At 43.7% G+C, this 17,451-nt stretch carries 21 protein-coding genes; 16 read left to right on the forward strand and 5 right to left on the reverse strand.

Going from position 1 to position 17,451, the window contains the following annotated elements; genetic code table 11:
• The first annotated feature begins 46 nt into the window (after positions 1-46).
• The 7 genes from clpB (at position 47) to PSU78_RS13145 (ending at position 6,196) form a co-directional block, all read left to right on the forward strand.
• Complete coding sequence (clpB, locus tag PSU78_RS13115; protein ID WP_300388726.1) at positions 47-2,638, forward strand: ATP-dependent chaperone ClpB; 2,592 nt, start codon at positions 47-49, stop codon at positions 2,636-2,638.
• Positions 2,639-2,662: 24 nt separating this feature from the next.
• The gene (locus PSU78_RS13120) at positions 2,663-3,619 is read left to right on the forward strand and encodes a transglycosylase SLT domain-containing protein (RefSeq protein ID WP_300388728.1); all 957 of its coding nucleotides are present in this window, start codon (positions 2,663-2,665) and stop codon (positions 3,617-3,619) included.
• 17 nt (positions 3,620-3,636) lie between these two features.
• Complete coding sequence (locus PSU78_RS13125; RefSeq protein WP_300388730.1) at positions 3,637-4,209, forward strand: hypothetical protein; 573 nt, start codon at positions 3,637-3,639, stop codon at positions 4,207-4,209.
• Positions 4,210-4,260: 51 nt separating this feature from the next.
• Entirely contained in the window at positions 4,261-4,680 is a 420-nt protein-coding gene (locus PSU78_RS13130; RefSeq protein ID WP_300388731.1) for a secondary thiamine-phosphate synthase enzyme YjbQ, read from the forward strand.
• A 5-nt stretch (positions 4,681-4,685) separates the two neighbouring features.
• On the forward strand, positions 4,686-5,060 hold the full coding sequence (locus PSU78_RS13135) for a DUF4157 domain-containing protein (protein WP_300388821.1): 375 nt from the start codon (positions 4,686-4,688) through the stop codon (positions 5,058-5,060).
• A gap of 144 nt (positions 5,061-5,204) precedes the next feature.
• Complete coding sequence (lysM, locus tag PSU78_RS13140) at positions 5,205-5,702, forward strand: peptidoglycan-binding protein LysM (protein ID WP_300388733.1); 498 nt, start codon at positions 5,205-5,207, stop codon at positions 5,700-5,702.
• Positions 5,703-5,899: 197 nt separating this feature from the next.
• Entirely contained in the window at positions 5,900-6,196 is a 297-nt protein-coding gene (locus tag PSU78_RS13145; protein WP_300388735.1) for a hypothetical protein, read from the forward strand.
• 100 nt (positions 6,197-6,296) lie between these two features.
• On the opposite strand, the gene PSU78_RS13150 is transcribed toward PSU78_RS13145, so the two are convergent.
• Positions 6,297-7,568 (reverse strand): peptidoglycan DD-metalloendopeptidase family protein, encoded by a 1,272-nt coding sequence (locus PSU78_RS13150; protein ID WP_300388737.1) that lies wholly within the window; start codon positions 7,566-7,568, stop codon positions 6,297-6,299.
• A 1-nt stretch (position 7,569) separates the two neighbouring features.
• The gene (gene gpmI / locus PSU78_RS13155) at positions 7,570-9,126 is read right to left on the reverse strand and encodes a 2,3-bisphosphoglycerate-independent phosphoglycerate mutase (protein ID WP_300388738.1); all 1,557 of its coding nucleotides are present in this window, start codon (positions 9,124-9,126) and stop codon (positions 7,570-7,572) included.
• Between the two features lie 208 nt (positions 9,127-9,334).
• Here gpmI and PSU78_RS13160 point away from each other — a divergent pair, with 208 nt between their 5' ends.
• From PSU78_RS13160 to PSU78_RS13185, 6 genes are all read left to right on the forward strand, one after another.
• Entirely contained in the window at positions 9,335-9,829 is a 495-nt protein-coding gene (locus PSU78_RS13160) for a rhodanese-like domain-containing protein (protein ID WP_300388739.1), read from the forward strand.
• Positions 9,829-10,086: a glutaredoxin 3 gene (gene grxC / locus PSU78_RS13165; protein WP_300388741.1), complete on the forward strand. Its 258-nt coding sequence runs from the start codon at positions 9,829-9,831 to the stop codon at positions 10,084-10,086. Before PSU78_RS13160 ends, grxC begins: the two co-directional genes overlap by 1 nt.
• 76 nt (positions 10,087-10,162) lie before the next feature.
• Positions 10,163-10,642 carry a protein-export chaperone SecB gene (secB, locus tag PSU78_RS13170; RefSeq protein WP_300388743.1) on the forward strand — a complete coding sequence of 160 codons (480 nt, stop codon included), beginning with the start codon at positions 10,163-10,165 and terminating at the stop codon, positions 10,640-10,642.
• Between the two features lie 32 nt (positions 10,643-10,674).
• Positions 10,675-11,133, forward strand: a complete 459-nt coding sequence (locus PSU78_RS13175; protein WP_300388745.1) for an SH3 domain-containing protein — start codon at positions 10,675-10,677, stop codon at positions 11,131-11,133.
• Entirely contained in the window at positions 11,134-12,126 is a 993-nt protein-coding gene (locus tag PSU78_RS13180; RefSeq protein WP_300388747.1) for an NAD(P)H-dependent glycerol-3-phosphate dehydrogenase, read from the forward strand.
• Positions 12,126-12,644: a metal-dependent hydrolase gene (locus PSU78_RS13185; protein WP_300388749.1), complete on the forward strand. Its 519-nt coding sequence runs from the start codon at positions 12,126-12,128 to the stop codon at positions 12,642-12,644. The genes PSU78_RS13180 and PSU78_RS13185 overlap by 1 nt, the downstream gene beginning before the upstream one ends.
• 27 nt (positions 12,645-12,671) lie before the next feature.
• Here the strand turns inward: PSU78_RS13185 and PSU78_RS13190 are convergent, their stop codons facing one another.
• The 3 genes from PSU78_RS13190 to PSU78_RS13200 all read right to left on the reverse strand — a co-directional run bounded on the left by PSU78_RS13190 (position 12,672) and on the right by PSU78_RS13200 (position 14,373).
• A complete protein-coding gene (locus PSU78_RS13190) occupies positions 12,672-13,070 on the reverse strand; it encodes a hypothetical protein (protein ID WP_300388751.1) in 399 nt (132 codons plus the stop codon).
• A gap of 65 nt (positions 13,071-13,135) precedes the next feature.
• Positions 13,136-13,600: a tRNA (uridine(34)/cytosine(34)/5-carboxymethylaminomethyluridine(34)-2'-O)-methyltransferase TrmL gene (trmL, locus tag PSU78_RS13195; RefSeq protein WP_300388753.1), complete on the reverse strand. Its 465-nt coding sequence runs from the start codon at positions 13,598-13,600 to the stop codon at positions 13,136-13,138.
• Positions 13,601-13,656: 56 nt separating this feature from the next.
• Positions 13,657-14,373 carry a ComF family protein gene (locus PSU78_RS13200; protein WP_300388755.1) on the reverse strand — a complete coding sequence of 239 codons (717 nt, stop codon included), beginning with the start codon at positions 14,371-14,373 and terminating at the stop codon, positions 13,657-13,659.
• Positions 14,374-14,449: 76 nt separating this feature from the next.
• Here PSU78_RS13200 and bioB point away from each other — a divergent pair, with 76 nt between their 5' ends.
• Genes bioB through bioH form a run of 3 tightly spaced genes read left to right on the forward strand, consistent with a single transcriptional unit; the run spans position 14,450 to position 17,450 of the window.
• On the forward strand, positions 14,450-15,475 hold the full coding sequence (bioB, locus tag PSU78_RS13205) for a biotin synthase BioB (protein WP_300388757.1): 1,026 nt from the start codon (positions 14,450-14,452) through the stop codon (positions 15,473-15,475).
• A 14-nt stretch (positions 15,476-15,489) separates the two neighbouring features.
• Positions 15,490-16,647, forward strand: a complete 1,158-nt coding sequence (gene bioF, locus PSU78_RS13210; protein WP_300388759.1) for an 8-amino-7-oxononanoate synthase — start codon at positions 15,490-15,492, stop codon at positions 16,645-16,647.
• On the forward strand, positions 16,644-17,450 hold the full coding sequence (bioH, locus tag PSU78_RS13215) for a pimeloyl-ACP methyl ester esterase BioH (RefSeq protein ID WP_300388761.1): 807 nt from the start codon (positions 16,644-16,646) through the stop codon (positions 17,448-17,450). The genes bioF and bioH overlap by 4 nt, the downstream gene beginning before the upstream one ends.
• Position 17,451 lies beyond the last annotated feature (1 nt).

A 17,451-nucleotide genomic window follows, 5' to 3' on the forward strand; every position in this document is an offset into this window, starting at 1 on the left:
CGTTAAGCCCCATATTAGACTTATATCAACTGAAACGGAGTTAAAAATGCGTTTTGATAAACTAACAACAAAATTTCAACAGGCGCTTAACGATGCACAAAGTCTAGCAGTCGCTAATGATAGCCCAACCATAGAGGCCTTACACCTACTTTCTGCGTTAGTCATGCAAGAAGATGGAGGCACTTCTTCGTTGCTGGCGCACGCAGGCGTCCATTTGGCGCCACTCAAAACCGCACTCACGGCGGCTATAGGCAATTTAGCAAAATCAACTGATAGTTCAGGCGAGGTGGCGATTTCGCGTGACTTGAATAACTTGCTGAATGTGACCGATAAGCTAGCCTTAAAACGTAGTGATAGTTTTATCGCAAGTGAGATGTTTTTATTGGCCTTAACCGAAGATAAAGGCGCAGCGGGCAAATTACTTAAAGCCAATGGCTTGTCGAAATCTGCGTTGGATCAGGCGATTAATGAGGTACGTGGCGGAGAGCAAGTGAATGAATCTGATGCGGAGTCTAATCGCGAAGCGCTAAAAAAATACACATTGGATTTAACTGAGCGCGCCCGAATGGGCAAACTAGATCCAGTCATTGGTCGTGATGATGAAATTCGCCGTACGATTCAAATTCTTGGGCGCCGTACAAAAAACAACCCTGTATTGATAGGGGAACCTGGTGTGGGTAAAACCGCAATTGTAGAAGGTTTAGCGCAGCGTATTGTGAATGGCGAAGTGCCAGATTCCCTCAAAGGCAAAAAAGTCTTGTCTCTAGATATGGCAGCTTTATTAGCGGGCGCTAAGTATCGTGGTGACTTTGAAGAGCGCTTGAAATCAGTGTTAAAAGAGTTAGCACAAGATGAAGGCCAAACAATAGTCTTTATCGATGAAATTCATACTATGGTAGGCGCAGGTAAGGCAGAAGGCGCGATGGATGCGGGCAATATGCTAAAACCCGCTTTGGCACGTGGTGAATTGCATTGCGTAGGGGCGACTACTTTAGATGAATACCGTAAATATATTGAAAAAGACGCCGCGTTAGAACGCCGCTTCCAAAAAGTATTAGTGGATGAACCTACAGTTGAAGCCACCATTGCTATTTTACGCGGCCTGAAAGAGCGTTATGAGCTGCATCATGGCGTAGATATTACTGACCCTGCAATTGTGGCGGCAGCTGAACTCAGCCATCGTTACATTACAGACCGATTTCTACCTGATAAAGCCATTGATTTGATTGATGAGGCGGCTTCGCGCATTAAGATGGAAATCGACTCCAAGCCTGAAGTCATGGATAAACTTGAACGCCGCATGATTCAGCTCAAAATTGAGCGTGAAGCGGTACGTCGCGAAAAAGATGAAGGTAGTAAAAGGCGCTTTAGTTTGATAGAGGAAGAGCTAGTAAGGATTCAGCGCGAATACAATGATTTAGAGGAAATTTGGAAAGCTGAGAAAGCCCAAGTACAAGGTTCGGCACATATTAAAGAGGCGATTGAAAAAATCAAATTTGAGATGGAAGAAGCTACGCGCAACGGTGAATGGCAAAAAGTTTCTGAATTGCAATACGGCAAACTACCTGCGTTAGAAGCTCAGTTAAAACAAGCTTCTAGTTCTGAAGCGACTTCAACTCAAACTAAGCACAAGATGTTGCGTACCGAAGTGGGTGCAGATGAAATCGCTGAAGTTGTGAGCCGTGCGACAGGCATCCCTGTTTCTAAAATGATGCAAGGTGAACGCGGCAAGCTATTGACCATGGAAACCAAACTGCATGAGCGTGTCGTCGGGCAAGATGAAGCAGTGCGCTTGGTCTCAGATGCGATTCGCCGCTCACGTTCTGGCTTGGGTGATCCTAACCGTCCTTACGGTAGCTTCTTATTCTTGGGTCCAACAGGCGTTGGTAAAACCGAACTTTGCAAAGCTTTGGCTGGATTCTTATTTGATTCAGAAGATCACTTAATTCGTATCGACATGAGTGAGTTTATGGAGAAGCATTCCGTAGCACGCATGATCGGTGCGCCTCCTGGTTATGTGGGCTATGAAGAAGGCGGTACGTTAACTGAGGCTGTACGTCGCAAACCGTATAGCGTAATTCTGTTGGATGAGGTTGAAAAAGCTCACCCAGATGTGTTCAATGTGTTGCTGCAAGTGTTGGATGATGGGCGCTTAACGGATGGCCAAGGCCGTACAGTGGACTTTAAAAATACCGTGATTATCATGACGTCGAATTTAGGTTCTCAGATGATACAAAGTATGGCTGATCAAGATTATCAAGTGGTGAAACTTGCAGTCATGGGTGAAGTTAAAGCGCACTTCAGACCAGAGTTCGTCAACCGTATCGATGAAGTAGTCGTTTTCCATGCATTAGGTGAAGATAATATTAAAGCGATTGCAGAAATTCAGTTGCAATATTTGGCAAAACGTTTAGCTGCGATGGATATGCAACTGGAGCTTACAGATGCGGCCATTGCTGAAATTGCCAATGCAGGTTTTGATCCAGTCTATGGCGCGCGACCGCTTAAACGTGCAATTCAGTCTGAGATTGAAAATCCACTCTCTCGTGAAATACTCTCTGGACACTTTGCGGCTAAAGATACTATTAAGGTAGACGTTAAAGCGGGTAAGATTGTGTTTTCAAAATCTGCGGGTTGATAGCTCAATGGTTAAGGACTACATTTGTTAAAAAAGTGGCAGAAACCTAGTTTTATCTGTGCAATGCTTGCTGTTTGTTTCATGACAGCAGGCTTTGCACATGCTGAACTTAGCTCGCAAGAACAAGAAGTTTTTGACAACGAGCCGCCAATTATCAAAGATTTGTTAATGCGCGCTAATGTGCTGGTCAGCGATGAGGTCGACCCTGATGGTGCTTGGAAAGCTGCGGATATGTATTGTAAAGCAGCGCGCTATGGCAGTGCAGAGGCAGTCTACAGATTAGGTATGCTTTATGCATTTGGGCGCGGCGTGCCAGAAAATCGTGATTATGCGGCTAATTTATTTGGTATTGCCTCCACTCATGGGCATTACGAAGCACAAAAAATGCTTGAAACCATCGAGATTAAAACCTCTGCAACGCCGCCCTGCGTACTCGATGATGTTACGCCAGAGAAAGGACTCACTGGCATAACGCTTACAAAAGAAACGCCAGAAATCGATCAATACATTGCCAATTTGCCAAAAAACAAACGTTGGGTGTTGCGCTTGGTCAATACGATTTCTAAATGGTACAAAGTCGATGAAAAGCTAGTGCTATCGATTATTTCCGTAGAGTCGAACTTCGAGAATGTGGCTACGTCCAACAAAGAAGCGCAAGGTTTGATGCAGTTAATACCCGATACCGCCGAGCGGTTTAATGTTAAAAATGCTTACAATGCCACACAAAATATTAAAGGTGGCGTTGCTTATTTACGCTGGTTATTAGCTTATTTTAAAGGTGATGTTGCGCTCACTGTGGCGGCCTATAACGCAGGTGAGGGTGCTGTGAATAAATATAAAGGCATTCCACCTTTTGCTGAAACTAGGCTGTATGTGAAAAAAGTACAAGCACGTTACCCGTTTAAAACGCATGCTTATGACGCTCAGATTACTGCACCTTCACCAGCTTTAAACGCTATTAATGCAAAACGTCGTCTATGACGTGAAGGAGATTCATGATGACTAAACTTATCTTTCGCTATAAACCAATTTTTATTTTTGCAGCATGTTTGGCGCTGACCGCCTGCGCAAGCAATAACCAATATTCAAGTGCCAACCCGCAAAAAATAGACAGAATCTCAGAAGAAGAGCTCGCCAGAATTATGCCCAAGCCAATCGCGACCTTGAGTTTAGATGATTTGATCAACCTGACAAAAAGTGGCGTGACTGCCGATGATCTGATAGAGAAAATTCGCGCCAGCAATTCTTCATATGACTTAACACCAAGCCAAGTTGTCGACCTAAATAAACAAGGCGTTGATAACAAAGTGCTAGATTACATTCACACCAGTCGAGAGCTCGCGCTTAAGAATAATGTTGCTGAAGAAATCAATCAACGTGAAAAAGCTAAACGTGTGGAGCTAGAAAAACTTAAACAACAGCAATGGCAAGACAGGCAGCAGCGCATGTATGACCCATTCTGTGGTTACGGCTACTATGGGCGCCCTTATGGCTACGGAGCATTTGGATCACATTTTGGTCATCGCTCTGGGTTTGGCGCCAATTTTGGTTTTCCTGTGGGTTGTTGGTAAAATAAATTAAGTGATAATTAACAATCTAAATGAAAATTTAATTGAGTTTCTATGCAGCAAATTACAGATCAAATCAGCATCAGTACGCAAGGTAGAAAACTCTACGACATTACCCAAGAAATAACTTCTTGGGTTGCGCAAAGTGGTTTTCATACAGGCCTAATCACGCTTTATATTCAACATACTTCCGCCAGTCTTTTGATTAATGAAAATTATGATCATGATGTGCTGGTTGATATGGAGGCGTTCTTTAAGCGCTTAGTACCCGATGGTGATCCCTTGTTTATTCATACGGTTGAAGGGCCAGATGACATGCCTGCGCATGTGCGCACGGCGCTGACACAAACCAGTTTATCGATACCGCTTATTGATGGGAAAGCCGCGTTAGGGCAGTGGCAAGGCATTTTTTTATATGAGCACAGGCATGTGGCAAGTACGCGCAGAGTGATTTTACATTTGATTGGCGAGTAAGGTTGATGTTGCAACAAGGGCGACCATTAAGCGCAGCTGAGTTTCAGTTATATCAGCCTTATTTCCAGACCTGCACCTTACAAAAGGCGCGTCTTATTGAAGGTCGCACACCTTTTTGGTTACGTAAAAGCATGTGTGCAGTGGTGTTAGGGCATCGTATTTATTTTCGTGAGCATGCTTATCAATGCAATACGCCGCAAGGTATTGAGCTATTGGCGCATGAGCTAACTCATGTTGAGCAATATTTGTCTGGCATGAGCCTATTTAAGTATCTATGGGCAGCGCGCAGAGGATATCGGCAAAATCTATATGAAGTTGAGGCTTACGCCAAAGGCGCTGCTGTGAAGGCGCAAATAGAGCTGGCTCAAACATCTATTTAAATGAACTTAGGCTAATTGTAAATAAGTGTGAATTCATTGGGCTACAGTTGACCATGCATATATTGGGGTATAGATTGTTAAATTGATTTATTTTTACTAGATGGCACTTATACTTAGATGTCACTTAACTTGAGGAGAAACAAAATGGGCATGTTTTCATTTATTAAAAATGCAGGTGAAAAATTATTAGGTATTGGTGATGCAAAAGCCGCTGAAGTTGTTGCAAAAGCAGACCCAACACCAGTCAATGTTGATGCCGCAAATAAGGCTGCGGCCGATGCTATTGCGGCTTACGTAACAAAAATGAATTTAAATGCGCAAGACTTGGCGATTGGCTTTGATGGCGCATCAGCCACGGTGATTGTGCAAGGCATGGCCGCAACACAAGAAGATAAAGAGAAAATCTTGCTTTGCTGCGGTAATGTTGCAGGTGTAGAGAATGTGCAAGATCAATTGGGTGTAGTGGCAGCGGCTAGTGAGCCAGTATTTTATACGGTGGTAAGTGGTGATACGCTGTCGCATATTGCTAAAGCGCAATATGGTAATGCCAATGATTACATGAAAATATTTGAAGCTAATAAGCCGATGTTAAGCAGCCCAGATAAAATTTATCCAGGTCAATCTTTACGCATTCCAGCATAAATAACTTTGGTAACTATCATAAGTAACTTTGAAAAATCATAAGAAACTTTGAAAAATAGTGGAGTTAACTATTTAATTACAAAGAATTAAAGTTGAGTTAGAATGAACGCTTGCGAATTCTGCAGGCTATTTAAATCCTTGAAGCTTGTTTCGTTCAAGGATTTTTGATTTTTTAAAATATAAAAAAAGGAAATACTATGTCAGTACTTTTACGTTCTTTGTTGGTAGCAAGTGTTACAAGTTTATTGTTGGTAGCTTGTGGTGAAAAAGCGGCTGCGCCAGTTGAAGCTCCAGCACCTGTATCAAACCCAGCTGTTGAAGCACCAGCTCCAGTAGCGCCAGCTGCAGAAGCATCATCAGGCCCAGGCGGCTATGAGCCAACTGCCGAAGAGCGCGTTCCAGGCATTACTCTAGACGCGGCAGCGGTTGATGCTGCGGCAGCAGCTGCAACGACTACTGAAGCGGCACCAGCAGCTCCTGAAGCTGCTAAGTAATAAATTTTTAAGTAGCAGCAATATCGCTATTCAATAAAAAAGCACGCTTAGGCGTGCTTTTTTATTGAATTAGTATTATTAGTTTCTAATTTAAGTTGTTCTAATTTACTCGGCTCCAACTAAGTGGATCAAACGGCCGGCTCTGGCTGCGCAGCTCGTAATAAAGCCCATTGGTTTGATTGCCGCCACTATTGCCAACCGATGCAATGACATCGCCCGCCCGCACATTGTCTCCTACTTGTTTTAGTACTGCTTGGTTATTGCCGTATAGGCTCATGTAACCATTACCATGGTCCAAAATAATCAAATTACCAAATCCGCGCAACCAGTCAGCAAACACGACACGGCCAGTGGCAACAGATTTCACTTCTGCGCCCTCATTCGCTTTAATGAATAAGCCTTTCCAAGAAATGCCGCTATCTTCGCGACTTGAGCCGAAGCGATTGGTCACATCACCACGCACGGGTAAACGCAACTTGCCTTTAAGTGCCGCAAAGCTTATACCAGAGAATTCCAAGCTAGGTTCTGTATTGTTCGCCAAGACTTCTTTAGGTGGCTTATTGCTTGTTGGGGTTTCAACCGAAGTGGCTGTTCTTGCAGGTTCGCGTTTAGGGCGAACCTTTTTGGGAGTAGGCGGAATAATTCTCGCCAAGCGTTCTACCAATTCAGAAAGTCGTTTCTCATCGCGCGTTAATTTTTTAATCTCACTTCGTTGCGACGCAATTTGTTGAGACAGATTACTCACCACTTTAGATTTTTCTTGTTTTTGACTTTCTAAAGCACGTTTCTCATCGACTTGCTTTTGCTTTAAATCTGCAACTTCTTTTAGAGCCGAAGCTGTTGCATCATTGAGCTTGCTGATTTTATTCAGGTTGCCTTGCATTTTGCTGATGAGTGAAGCACGCGCTTTGGCAACGTATGAGAAATATTGCACATCGCGCGCGATGTCGCTTGGGTTCTCACTTTGCAAAATCATTTGTAGGTAGCTTTGCTGGCCGTGAATGTATTGCTGATATAGCTGTGAGCTTAACAAGTTTTGTTGCTGCGTAAGCGCTTGATTGGTGCTGATAGATTCAGACTTTAACTGCGACAGTGTTTTTTTATTTTGTTGCTGTTTCTGGTTGATTTCGAACAGTTTTTTGTTGGCTGCGCTAATCGCCACTTCACTTTCTTTTAGCGCATCAGCCGCGTCTTTATGCGCCTCTTGCGAGTTATCTAATTCCTTTTTCAGCGCTTCTAACCGCTGCTGCACATCGTTCAAATTTTGTTTTGACTGCTCTTTTTTACTCGCGTATGCATAGGGCACGCAAGCAAGCATCAACACCAACAGTGAGGCGCAAGCTAACCTAGCTTTAGTATGCCTGTACTTCATGTTAAGCGGTAAAAGTAATGATATTTTTACCTGTCATTTCACTAGGCTGAGCAACGCCCATCATGGTGAGCAATGTTGGCGCAAGGTCTGATAGTGCGCCATTGGCAGAAAGCGCGGCCTTACGTCCAATATAAATCAGTGGCACTTTGTTGAGCGTATGTTGCGTGTGCGGTTGGTTATTTTCAACGTCAAACATGGTTTCTGCATTGCCATGGTCAGCAGTAATAATCACTTCGCCGCCTATGCTTTGCATGGCATTCACCACGCGTCCTATGCAGGTGTCTAAAGTTTCAATTGCTTTGATGGCGGCAGCTAAATTGCCAGAATGCCCCACCATATCGCCGTTGGCATAGTTACAAATAATGGCATTGTATTTTTTGCTTAAAATCGCCTCTTCAAGCTTTTCAGTGACTTCAAAAGCGCTCATTTCAGGCTGTAAATCGTAAGTTTCTACCTTTGGTGAAGGCACTAAAATGCGGTCTTCACCAGCAAACACTTTTTCTTCGCCACCGTTAAAAAAGAAAGTCACATGCGGATATTTTTCAGTTTCGGCAATGCGCAATTGCGTTAAACCTTGGTTGGAAATATATTCACCAAAGGTATTATTAACATCAACTGGTGGAAAAATGACGGTCGCATTAGTTTCATTTTTATCGTACATGGTGAGCGTGAAATAACCTGATAACTTAGGCACGTGGCGTCTATGAAAGCCATCAAAATTTTCGGCTAACAACGCATGTGTTAATTGACGTGCGCGGTCAGATCGGAAGTTCATGAAAACCACTAAATCGCCATCTTCTAAATGAATCGGCTTTTCGCCAGCTTGATGAATAGCTGTCGTTTTTACAAACTCATCATTTTCGCCGCGTGCATAGGCATCATTCAATCCAATCATGGCGGATTCAGCAGTAAACCCACCAACACCTTCAGTAAATAATTGATAAGCCGCTTCAACCCGAGGCCAACGCTTATCTCTATCCATGCCGTAAAAGCGGCCGCTAATAGAGGCAATTTTACCTACGCCAAGCGCTGTACATTTGTTTTCTAAAGCCTCAATAAAAGGCGTGGCGCTTATCGGCGGCGTATCTCTGCCATCTAAAAATGCGTGAATATAAACTTTGTTTAAACCATGTTTTGCCGCCATCTCTATCATGGCATGAATATGCTCTTGATGGCTGTGCACACCGCCATCAGAAAGCAAGCCAAATATATGCAGCGCTTTATCATTTTGCTTGATATTTTCTAAAGCCGCAGATAACTCAGGATGATTAAAAAACTCGCCACTGGCGATGCTATTGTTAATGCGTTCAAAGTCCTGAAATACCACGCGACCCGCACCAATATTCAGGTGACCCACTTCTGAGTTGCCCATTTGGCCATCTGGCAAACCCACATAATGCTCAGAAGCATCTATTAAAGTGTGGGGAAACTGCGACCATAAGCTATCCCAATTGGATTTGTTGGCTTGCGCTATGGCATTGTCTGAAGACTCTTCACGATAGCCAAAGCCATCTAAAATGAGTAAGCATACTGGGGTGATATTTTGTGGTGCTGACATATATATTAAACCTAAATATTTGTTTGAATAATGTGCATAGAATGTCACTATTTTAGCGCAATTACACGTAAAATTACTTTATCACTGTGAGTATAAATGTCAGTAAAAGTTAGTCCATAAATATAGTGTTCTAATGACATTGAATTTGGCGGTCATTAGCCCCATATTTTGAGTGCTAATATATGGGTAAATAATTGAGAGGAAGTTCGTGGAATTTTTTAAAAGTAATATCTTATTAATTGGTTTGGCTATTGGTTCAGGCTTTATGTTGTTATTGCCATCGTTCAGAAAAAGCGCAGGTGGCGTGCCAAATTTAAGTCCAGCAGAAGCGGTGACGTTAATTAATCGTTCTAATGCATTTGTGTTGGATGTGCGTGATGAGGCGGAGTTCGCCAGTGGGCACATTGCAGATGCAACAAATATTCCGCTTGCCAGTTTAGAAGCTAGAATTGGCGAGCTTAAAAAATATCAAAATAAAACAGTGTTGGTGAACTGCCAGAAAGGCATGCGTTCAGCTAAAGCCTGTGACATTTTACGCAAAGCGGAATTTACGCAGGTGAATAATTTACAGGGCGGCTTGTCGGCTTGGCTTGAGGCTAAGTTGCCGGTTGTGACTAAAGCTGTTGCAAAGAAATCAACCGTTAGTAAGGCTGCGAGCAGTAAAAAAGCAGCAAATGATGATACTGAAAAAGAGGTAAGTTAATGGCTAAAGTGACTATGTATTCAACCGCTGTATGCCCTTATTGCATCAATGCAGAGCGATTGTTAACTAGCAAAGGTGTCACTGACATCAATAAGGTTCGCATTGATTTGCAACCTGAAAAACGCGATGAAATGATGCAAAAAACAGGTCGCCGCACTGTGCCGCAGATTTATATTGATGACCGTCACATTGGTGGTTTTGATGATTTACGCGCGCTAGATTTGGCCGGTGGATTAGATCCGCTATTGGCGATATAAAGACTATTGTCTAAACTCTGTTAAAATACAAAAACTATTCATTTAACCTTTTATTTAATTAGAAACTAAGAAAATCATGGCTCAAGAAGATATCGCAGCACAAGAACAAGCTCAACCAGGCTTCAGCATCGAAAAAATCTATGTGAAAGATGCTTCGTTAGAAATTCCAAATGCACCACAAATTTTTACTGATCGTACGCAACCACAAGTAAGCATTGAACTAGGCAACTTCGCGCAAGTGCTTGAAGAGGGCGTGTTTGAAGTAGCTATTAAGGTGACTGTTACTTCAAAAATCGAAGATAAAACTGTATTTTTGGTTGAAGTCACACAAGCGGGTATTTTCCAAATTCGCAACGTGCCAGAAGAAAATATCGAGATGATTGTAGGCATTACTTGCCCAAACATTTTGTTTCCATATGCACGCGAAGCCGTTTCTGATTTAGTGGTACGTGCTGGTTTTCAACCAGTATTATTAAATCCAATCAATTTTGAAGCATTATTCGCGCAGCAAAAACAACAACAAGCAGAAGCGGCTCAATCTGCAACTAAACAATAGTTTAATCGCTGCTTTACTCTATGATATTTTCTATGTTTAGAAGCAGCAAAAATTTACTGATTGTTTTATCTATTCTAGCGCTCATGCCAGCAACTGCATCAGCGCTAGATTTTCGTTCAGTCGCTGTTTCTAAAGCTGTGCTTTATGATGCGCCATCTAATGCTGCTAAAAAAGTTTTGTTGTTAAGCCAAAATTATCCCGTAGAAGTGATTGTTAATTTGGGTGATTGGCTTAAAGTGCGTGATGCCCAAGGTGCATTTAACTGGGTAGAAGCTAAGCAGCTTTCTAATAAACGCACGGTAATGGTCACTGCAAGTAAAGCTGAAATCAGACAGTCTGCTGATGCCACTTCGAATTTAGTGGCTACCGTAGAAAAAGATGTGGTGCTAGAAGTGGCTGATAGCAAACTTAATAATGGCTGGCTTAAAGTCAAACATCGCGATGGTGTTACAGGTTATATTTTGCTGTCGGCAACATGGGGTTTTGAATAAATGGCTAAAATTGCAGTCTTAGGCGCTGGCGCGTGGGGAACAGCGCTGGCAATGAATATTAGCCAGCGGCATCAAGTATCACTTTGGGCACGAAATGCAGGCCATGTTTCTGGTATGCGTAAGGCACGTGCTAATCCGCTGTATTTAGGCGATTTTAAATTTAACGATCAACTTCAGGTTGAAGATGATTTAGCCACTGCACTGCAAGGTGCTGATTTAATTTTGTCTGTAGTGCCAACTGCTGGCTTCAGAGGCATCCTTCAAGACATCAAAGCGCTTGGATGTAAGCTACCGATTATTTGGGCGCATAAAGGTTTAGAGCCATTATCGGCCAAACTCCCTTATGAAGTGGCTTTAGAGGAGCTTGGCAGTGAGCAAAAATGGGGTGCGCTTTCAGGCCCAAGTTTTGCTGCAGAGTTGGTACGAGGTTTGCCTACAGCGGTGACACTTGCAGCTAACAATGAAGCGTTTGCTAATGAGGCGGCATTGCTGATTCATGGCGCTAACTTGCGCGTTTACCATACCACCGATGTGATTGGCGTTTCCGTTGGCGGAGCGGTGAAGAACGTGATGGCAATTGCCGCCGGTATTTCTGACGGCATGGGTTTTGGCAATAACGCCCGCGCCGCCATGATTACGCGCGGTTTGGCTGAAATGACGCGTTTTGGTGTGGCGCTAGGCGCTTCCACTGAAACCTTTATGGGGCTGGCAGGTGCTGGTGATTTGATTTTAACCTGTACTGGTCAATATTCCAGAAACCGTGAAGTTGGCTTGCAATTAGCGAGTGGTAAGTCATTGGCAGATATTCTGCAAGGTTTAGGTCATGTGGCTGAAGGCGTGAATACAGCGCGTGAGGTGATGCGTCGTGCCAACACCATAGGCGTTGATATGCCTATTACATACGAAGTCAATCAAGCGCTTTCTAACGGTAAAAGTGCAAAGGATGCAGTGACAGACTTACTCGGACGTGGGCAAAAACAAGAGGCATTTTAGTGCCATCCATCTTTTCCCACGCAGTTGTTCCCATTGCCGCAAGCTTAGGCTTAGGTAAGGCCATTAATCGTCGCTTATTAGTATTGACGGCGTTTTGCGCCATATTGCCAGACTTCGATACGTTAGCCTTTAAATTCGGCATTCCATATTCATCACAATGGGGTCACAGAGGCTTTGCACACTCGATTGCCTTTGCCTTGTTTGTTGCCATTGTTGCTACGTGCTTTAGCCGCCAACTCAAAAGTAAAGCGTGGCTGGTTGGGTTAATGGTTTTTCTAGCCACTGTTTCGCATCCCTTATTAGATATGTGCACCAATGGTGGTTTAGGTGTGGCGCTATACTGGCCTTATTCTAATGAACGCGTATTCTTTGATTTTCGGCCGATTGCAGTTTCGCCGATAGGCGTTAGTCGCTTCTTTACCGAGCGTGGCTTTACTGTGATGAAGTCAGAGTTCCTATGGGTGTGGTTGCCATCAATTATTCTACTATTTACCTTGCGTGGTATGCGTCGAAAATAAGTAAAGTTGTTGTTTTAAGGCTAAGTTTTATAGCTCGTAATTGTATTGCACTTTGCGGCACTCTCTCTTTTCACGGCGGTTATTGGCATCGCCAGTGATTTGTCTAGCCACATTCAAAAAGTCTCTACGCTTATCCAAGCGGCGGTCACTATACCTTGTGAATTTACAGTCACACTTCATCGAGTCACACGCCTGAAGTGGCAATACAGGCGCTACGTTCACTAATATTGGTTGCAATGACAAGGCCTGTGCAGCTTTACAAGCACTCAGGCTGGTGGTGATGAATACGCATCTGTACTGCGGTTTAGGTTCTGCGGATTTAACTTTTTTTTGCGGCGCTTTAGCTTGTTTATTCGCTATTACTTTAACGTAAAACAGATAGGCACTAATTGTGATAATTAGCAGGAAAAAAAGAGTGACTTTCATAATAGTTAACTCCCATTCACTGGAAGCTATAGATTAAACAATTAGCTATTAAAAATCAAAGTATTTTAAACGCCATTCGTAAAGCCAATTTGCCGCCAAGCTTCATACAATAACACCGCGGCAGAGTTGGATAAATTCAAGCTACGGCTTTCTGGCAACATCGGCAAACGCACACGATGCTCAGGGGTAAATTCCGCACGAATTTCTTCAGGCAATCCGCGTGTTTCTGGGCCAAATACAAATACGTCATCCGCTTGAAATTGAATCTCACTATGTCGTGTACTACCTTTTGTGGTGATGGCAAATAAGCGCTTGCCAGCCAGTACCGCTTTGCAGGCATCCCAATTTTCATGCACTTGCAAGGTTGAATATTCATGATAGTCCAAGCCCGCACGTTTGAGCTGCTTATCATCAAGGCTAAATCCCAAAGGCTTAACTAAGTGTAAAGCCGCACCAGTATTGGCACATAGTCTGATAATGTTGCCTGTGTTTGGTGGAATTTCTGGCTCAAATAATACGATGTGGAACATTTAAAATGGCACTTTCTTTATTCATTGTCACCTGCATTAGCATGACAGCAAGTTAGTTACTTTGGCAGCGTTCTTGCTACAACCCAGCATTCTACATGGCTAGCACCAGCTTGTTTTAATGTTTTAGCTAACTCGTTTAGGCTAGCACCTGTGGTCATCACGTCATCGATAATGGCGATGCGTTTACCGTTTAAATGATTACTGGCTGTAAATGCACCTTTGATATTTCTAACACGCTCTTTCAAAGGCAGGTTAGCTTGTGGCGGCGTGAGTTTTTGGCGTTGTACTGAAAGGTAATCTAATTTTTCAGGGTTGTTGTTAGTGATAATTTTAGCGATTTCTAGTGCTTGATTAAAGCCACGTTCTTTAAGGCGCGCAGGGTGCATAGGCATGGCTATTACTAAGTCTACATTGGCTAAATTGGTTTTATTGCTCAACATCTTGCCGAAAATGTGTCCTAAATTGAGCATGCTGCCGTATTTGTAACGTTGCATCATGACATCTAGCGGAAAGTCGTAAGTGAATAAGCTGTGTGTAGCATCAAAGTCAGGCGGTGAGTGTAAGCAACTGCCACATACCAAGCCATTTGAAGACAAACCGCACTGTGGGCATTGTGGCGCGGTGTGCCATGGCAAGTCTTTGTAGCAAGCGTCGCATAAACCAAATTCCCCGCCTTCATCGGTAGTACATAACAGGCAACGCTGTTTGAGTAAGCGATCAAACAGCTTAGCCGAAACACCGTTATGTAGAAGCTGCTTAAATTTTAATCGCATGTTCAATATTTGCGTCACTTTTCATTGACAAGGTATAATCTTGCTATAAATTATAGCTTCTTAAAAGGAACTGCACATGCTCGAAACCTCTCAACAAGGCCTTACACATGCCGTGATTAATACGGATGGTCTAAAAGCCAATCTTAACTCTTCCTCTGAAACCAACACAGTTAACCGTTGGAGTGTAGCGGATATTGTCGCATTGTTTGAGCTGCCTTTCAGCGATCTAATGTACCAGGCGCAAACTGTACATCGTGCGAATTTTAATCCGAATGCGGTTCAGGTGAGTACTTTGCTTTCGATTAAAACAGGCGGCTGTTCTGAAGATTGCGGCTATTGCCCACAAGCGGCGCGTTACCACACTGAGGTGGAAAATGAGCCTTTGATGAAGCTAGAAGATGTGGTCGCAGCCGCACAAGAAGCTAAAGACAATGGTGCCAGCCGTTTCTGCATGGGCGCGGCATGGCGCGGCCCTAAACAGCGCGATTTAGAGCCTGTGTTGAAAATGATTGCCGAAGTTAAAGCCATGGGTTTAGAAACCTGTGCGACTTTGGGCATGTTAAAAGATGGTCAAGCTGAGCAGTTAAAAGAAGCAGGTTTGGATTATTACAATCACAATTTGGATACAGCGCCAGAATTCTATGGCGATGTGATTACCACACGTACTTATCAAGACCGTTTAGACACATTGGATCGCGTGCGTAGCCAAGATATTCACGTGTGTAGCGGTGGTATTATCGGCATGGGTGAAACGCGTAACCAGCGCGCTGGTTTGTTAGCGCAATTGGCGAATATGGAGCGTCCACCAGAAAGCGTGCCAATCAATTTACTCACGCAAGTTGAAGGTACGCCATTACACGGCACCGAAGAGTTAGATCCATTTGAGTTTGTACGTACCATTGCCGCGGCGCGTATCACTATGCCTAATAGCTTTGTGCGTTTGTCAGCAGGTCGCCAAAGCATGAGTGAAGGTATACAAAGTATGTGCTTTTTAGCGGGTGCAAACAGTATTTTCTACGGCGAAAAATTACTGACCACAGCAAATCCAGAAGCTTCGACTGATAAAAAATTATTCGAAAAATTAGGCATTAATAAAATTTAGGGTAACCATTAAACATGCTGGCTTCTTTACAAATCGCGTTAGATAAACGCAAAGCGGATGGCTTACTGCGCCAACGGCGTTTGCTCGACTCGCCACAGGCTGAGCATATTGTTGCGAATAGTAAGCCGTATCTGTCATTCTGTAGTAATGACTATTTGGGCTTAGCGAACCACCCAACTCTAATTGCTGCTATGCAAAAAGCGGCTGGTGATTCAGGTGTTGGTAGCGGCGCGTCTGGTTTGGTGACAGGCCACCATCGTTACCATGATGACTTAGAAAAGCAGTTAGCCAAATTTGTAAATATGCCGGCCGCATTGTTATTTTCCGCAGGCTATATGGCGAATATCGGCGCATTAGGCGCATTAGTAGGGCGTGGTGATGCGATTTTTGCCGACAAGTTGAATCACGCTTGTTTGAATGATGGCAGTTATTATTCGCTTGCCGAGTTCAATCGCTTTGCGCATAACGACGTGGTTGCACTTGAAAACTTACTTAAAGCTAGCAGCGCACGACATAAGCTCATTGCCGTTGATGCGGTATTTAGTATGGATGGCGATATTGCGCCATTGGCTGAATATTTAGCGCTTTGCGAGAAATACGATGCATATTTATATATTGATGATGCACACGGTTTTGGTGTGCTGGGCGAGCATGGTCAAGGCTCGCTGAATCATTTAAAACTGAAATCTCCACGCATCATTATGATGGCAACTTTAGGTAAAGCAGCGGGTGTGGCAGGGTCTTTTGTTGCGGGTGAAAGTGTGGTGATTGACTATTTGATTCAAACCGCTAAAAGTTATGTGTATTCAACACCAGCGCCGCCAGCACTCTCTGCGACCCTATCCGCCTCGGTCAGATTGATTGAGCAGGGTGATGACTTACGCACACACTTACGCAGCTTGATTCAATATTTTAAAGATCATCTGCAATGCAAAAAATGGCAACTGATGCCGTCTGAAACCTCGATTCAACCATTAGTGGTTGGCGATAATCTTGAGGCATTGGCGTTAAGTGAGCACTTACAAAGCTTAGGCATATTAGTGCCCGCCATTCGCCCGCCAACGGTGCCTATTGGCACCGCAAGGTTGCGCATCTCTTTATCAGCCGCCCATTCGCTAGATGATATTAAGCAACTAATCTCGGCAATCCAACAAGCAGAGCAAGTCCTATGAAAATTGTTCCCGCTAACATCTATATGGAAACAACCGGCAGTGGGCCAAACCTAGTACTGTTGCACGGTTGGGGTATGAGTGGCGCGGTGTGGCAGCCGATTATAAAGAACTTGAGTAAGCTATTTACGCTACATATTGTTGATTTACCAGGTATGGGTTTAAGTCGCCCAACTGAGCCGTACCACTTACACATCATTGCAGAAAAAGTAGCAGAAATGCTGCCTGCGAATGCGGATATGATTGGCTGGTCGTGGGGCGGCCAAGTCGCCATGCGCATCGCGCTAGATCAGCCTGATGCGGTTCGCAGATTAGTACTGGTTGGATCTACGCCATGTTTTGTAAATAAAGAAGAGTTCATGACGCAAGCCAAATGGACATCAGGCATTGCGCCAGAAGTATTTGAGCGCTTTGCAGACAGTATGGATGCTGATTACCATAAAACGCTGACGCAATTTTTAACACTGCAATGCATGGGCGATAAAAGTGCAAGGTTAACAGTAAGGTTATTGCGTAGAAAACTTGAAGAACGCCCAGCACCAACGACACAAACATTACAGCGCGCCTTGGGCATATTGCTGGAAACCGACTTACGTTCAGAAATTGACCACCTAAGAAAGCCAACCCTATTGATTCATGGTGATAGAGATACGCTAGCGCCTGTGCAAGCCGCGCATTGGATGATGCAAAACCTACCAGTGGGCTACTTACGCGTGATTTCTGGCGCCTCGCATGCTCCATTCCTATCGCATCAAGAGCAGTTCATAGATGCTGTTGTTCAATTTCTAGAACCTGCAAGCGCTTAAT

This window comes from Methylotenera sp., assembly GCF_029945705.1.
In the GTDB taxonomy this organism is placed as follows: Bacteria; Pseudomonadota; Gammaproteobacteria; order Burkholderiales; family Methylophilaceae; genus Methylotenera.

Coding starts and splice junctions, on each gene's coding strand:
- clpB (WP_300388726.1), top strand. CDS start 47: ATGCGTTTTGATAAACTAACAACAAAATTTCAACAGGCGCTTAACGAT.
- PSU78_RS13125 (WP_300388730.1), top strand. CDS start 3,637: ATGACTAAACTTATCTTTCGCTATAAACCAATTTTTATTTTTGCAGCA.
- PSU78_RS13130 (WP_300388731.1), top strand. CDS start 4,261: ATGCAGCAAATTACAGATCAAATCAGCATCAGTACGCAAGGTAGAAAA.
- PSU78_RS13135 (WP_300388821.1), top strand. CDS start 4,686: ATGTTGCAACAAGGGCGACCATTAAGCGCAGCTGAGTTTCAGTTATAT.
- lysM (WP_300388733.1), top strand. CDS start 5,205: ATGGGCATGTTTTCATTTATTAAAAATGCAGGTGAAAAATTATTAGGT.
- PSU78_RS13145 (WP_300388735.1), top strand. CDS start 5,900: ATGTCAGTACTTTTACGTTCTTTGTTGGTAGCAAGTGTTACAAGTTTA.
- PSU78_RS13150 (WP_300388737.1), bottom strand. CDS start 7,568: ATGAAGTACAGGCATACTAAAGCTAGGTTAGCTTGCGCCTCACTGTTG.
- gpmI (WP_300388738.1), bottom strand. CDS start 9,126: ATGTCAGCACCACAAAATATCACCCCAGTATGCTTACTCATTTTAGAT.
- grxC (WP_300388741.1), top strand. CDS start 9,829: ATGGCTAAAGTGACTATGTATTCAACCGCTGTATGCCCTTATTGCATC.
- secB (WP_300388743.1), top strand. CDS start 10,163: ATGGCTCAAGAAGATATCGCAGCACAAGAACAAGCTCAACCAGGCTTC.
- PSU78_RS13175 (WP_300388745.1), top strand. CDS start 10,675: ATGTTTAGAAGCAGCAAAAATTTACTGATTGTTTTATCTATTCTAGCG.
- PSU78_RS13180 (WP_300388747.1), top strand. CDS start 11,134: ATGGCTAAAATTGCAGTCTTAGGCGCTGGCGCGTGGGGAACAGCGCTG.
- PSU78_RS13190 (WP_300388751.1), bottom strand. CDS start 13,070: ATGAAAGTCACTCTTTTTTTCCTGCTAATTATCACAATTAGTGCCTAT.
- trmL (WP_300388753.1), bottom strand. CDS start 13,600: ATGTTCCACATCGTATTATTTGAGCCAGAAATTCCACCAAACACAGGC.
- PSU78_RS13200 (WP_300388755.1), bottom strand. CDS start 14,373: ATGCGATTAAAATTTAAGCAGCTTCTACATAACGGTGTTTCGGCTAAG.
- bioB (WP_300388757.1), top strand. CDS start 14,450: ATGCTCGAAACCTCTCAACAAGGCCTTACACATGCCGTGATTAATACG.
- bioF (WP_300388759.1), top strand. CDS start 15,490: ATGCTGGCTTCTTTACAAATCGCGTTAGATAAACGCAAAGCGGATGGC.
- bioH (WP_300388761.1), top strand. CDS start 16,644: ATGAAAATTGTTCCCGCTAACATCTATATGGAAACAACCGGCAGTGGG.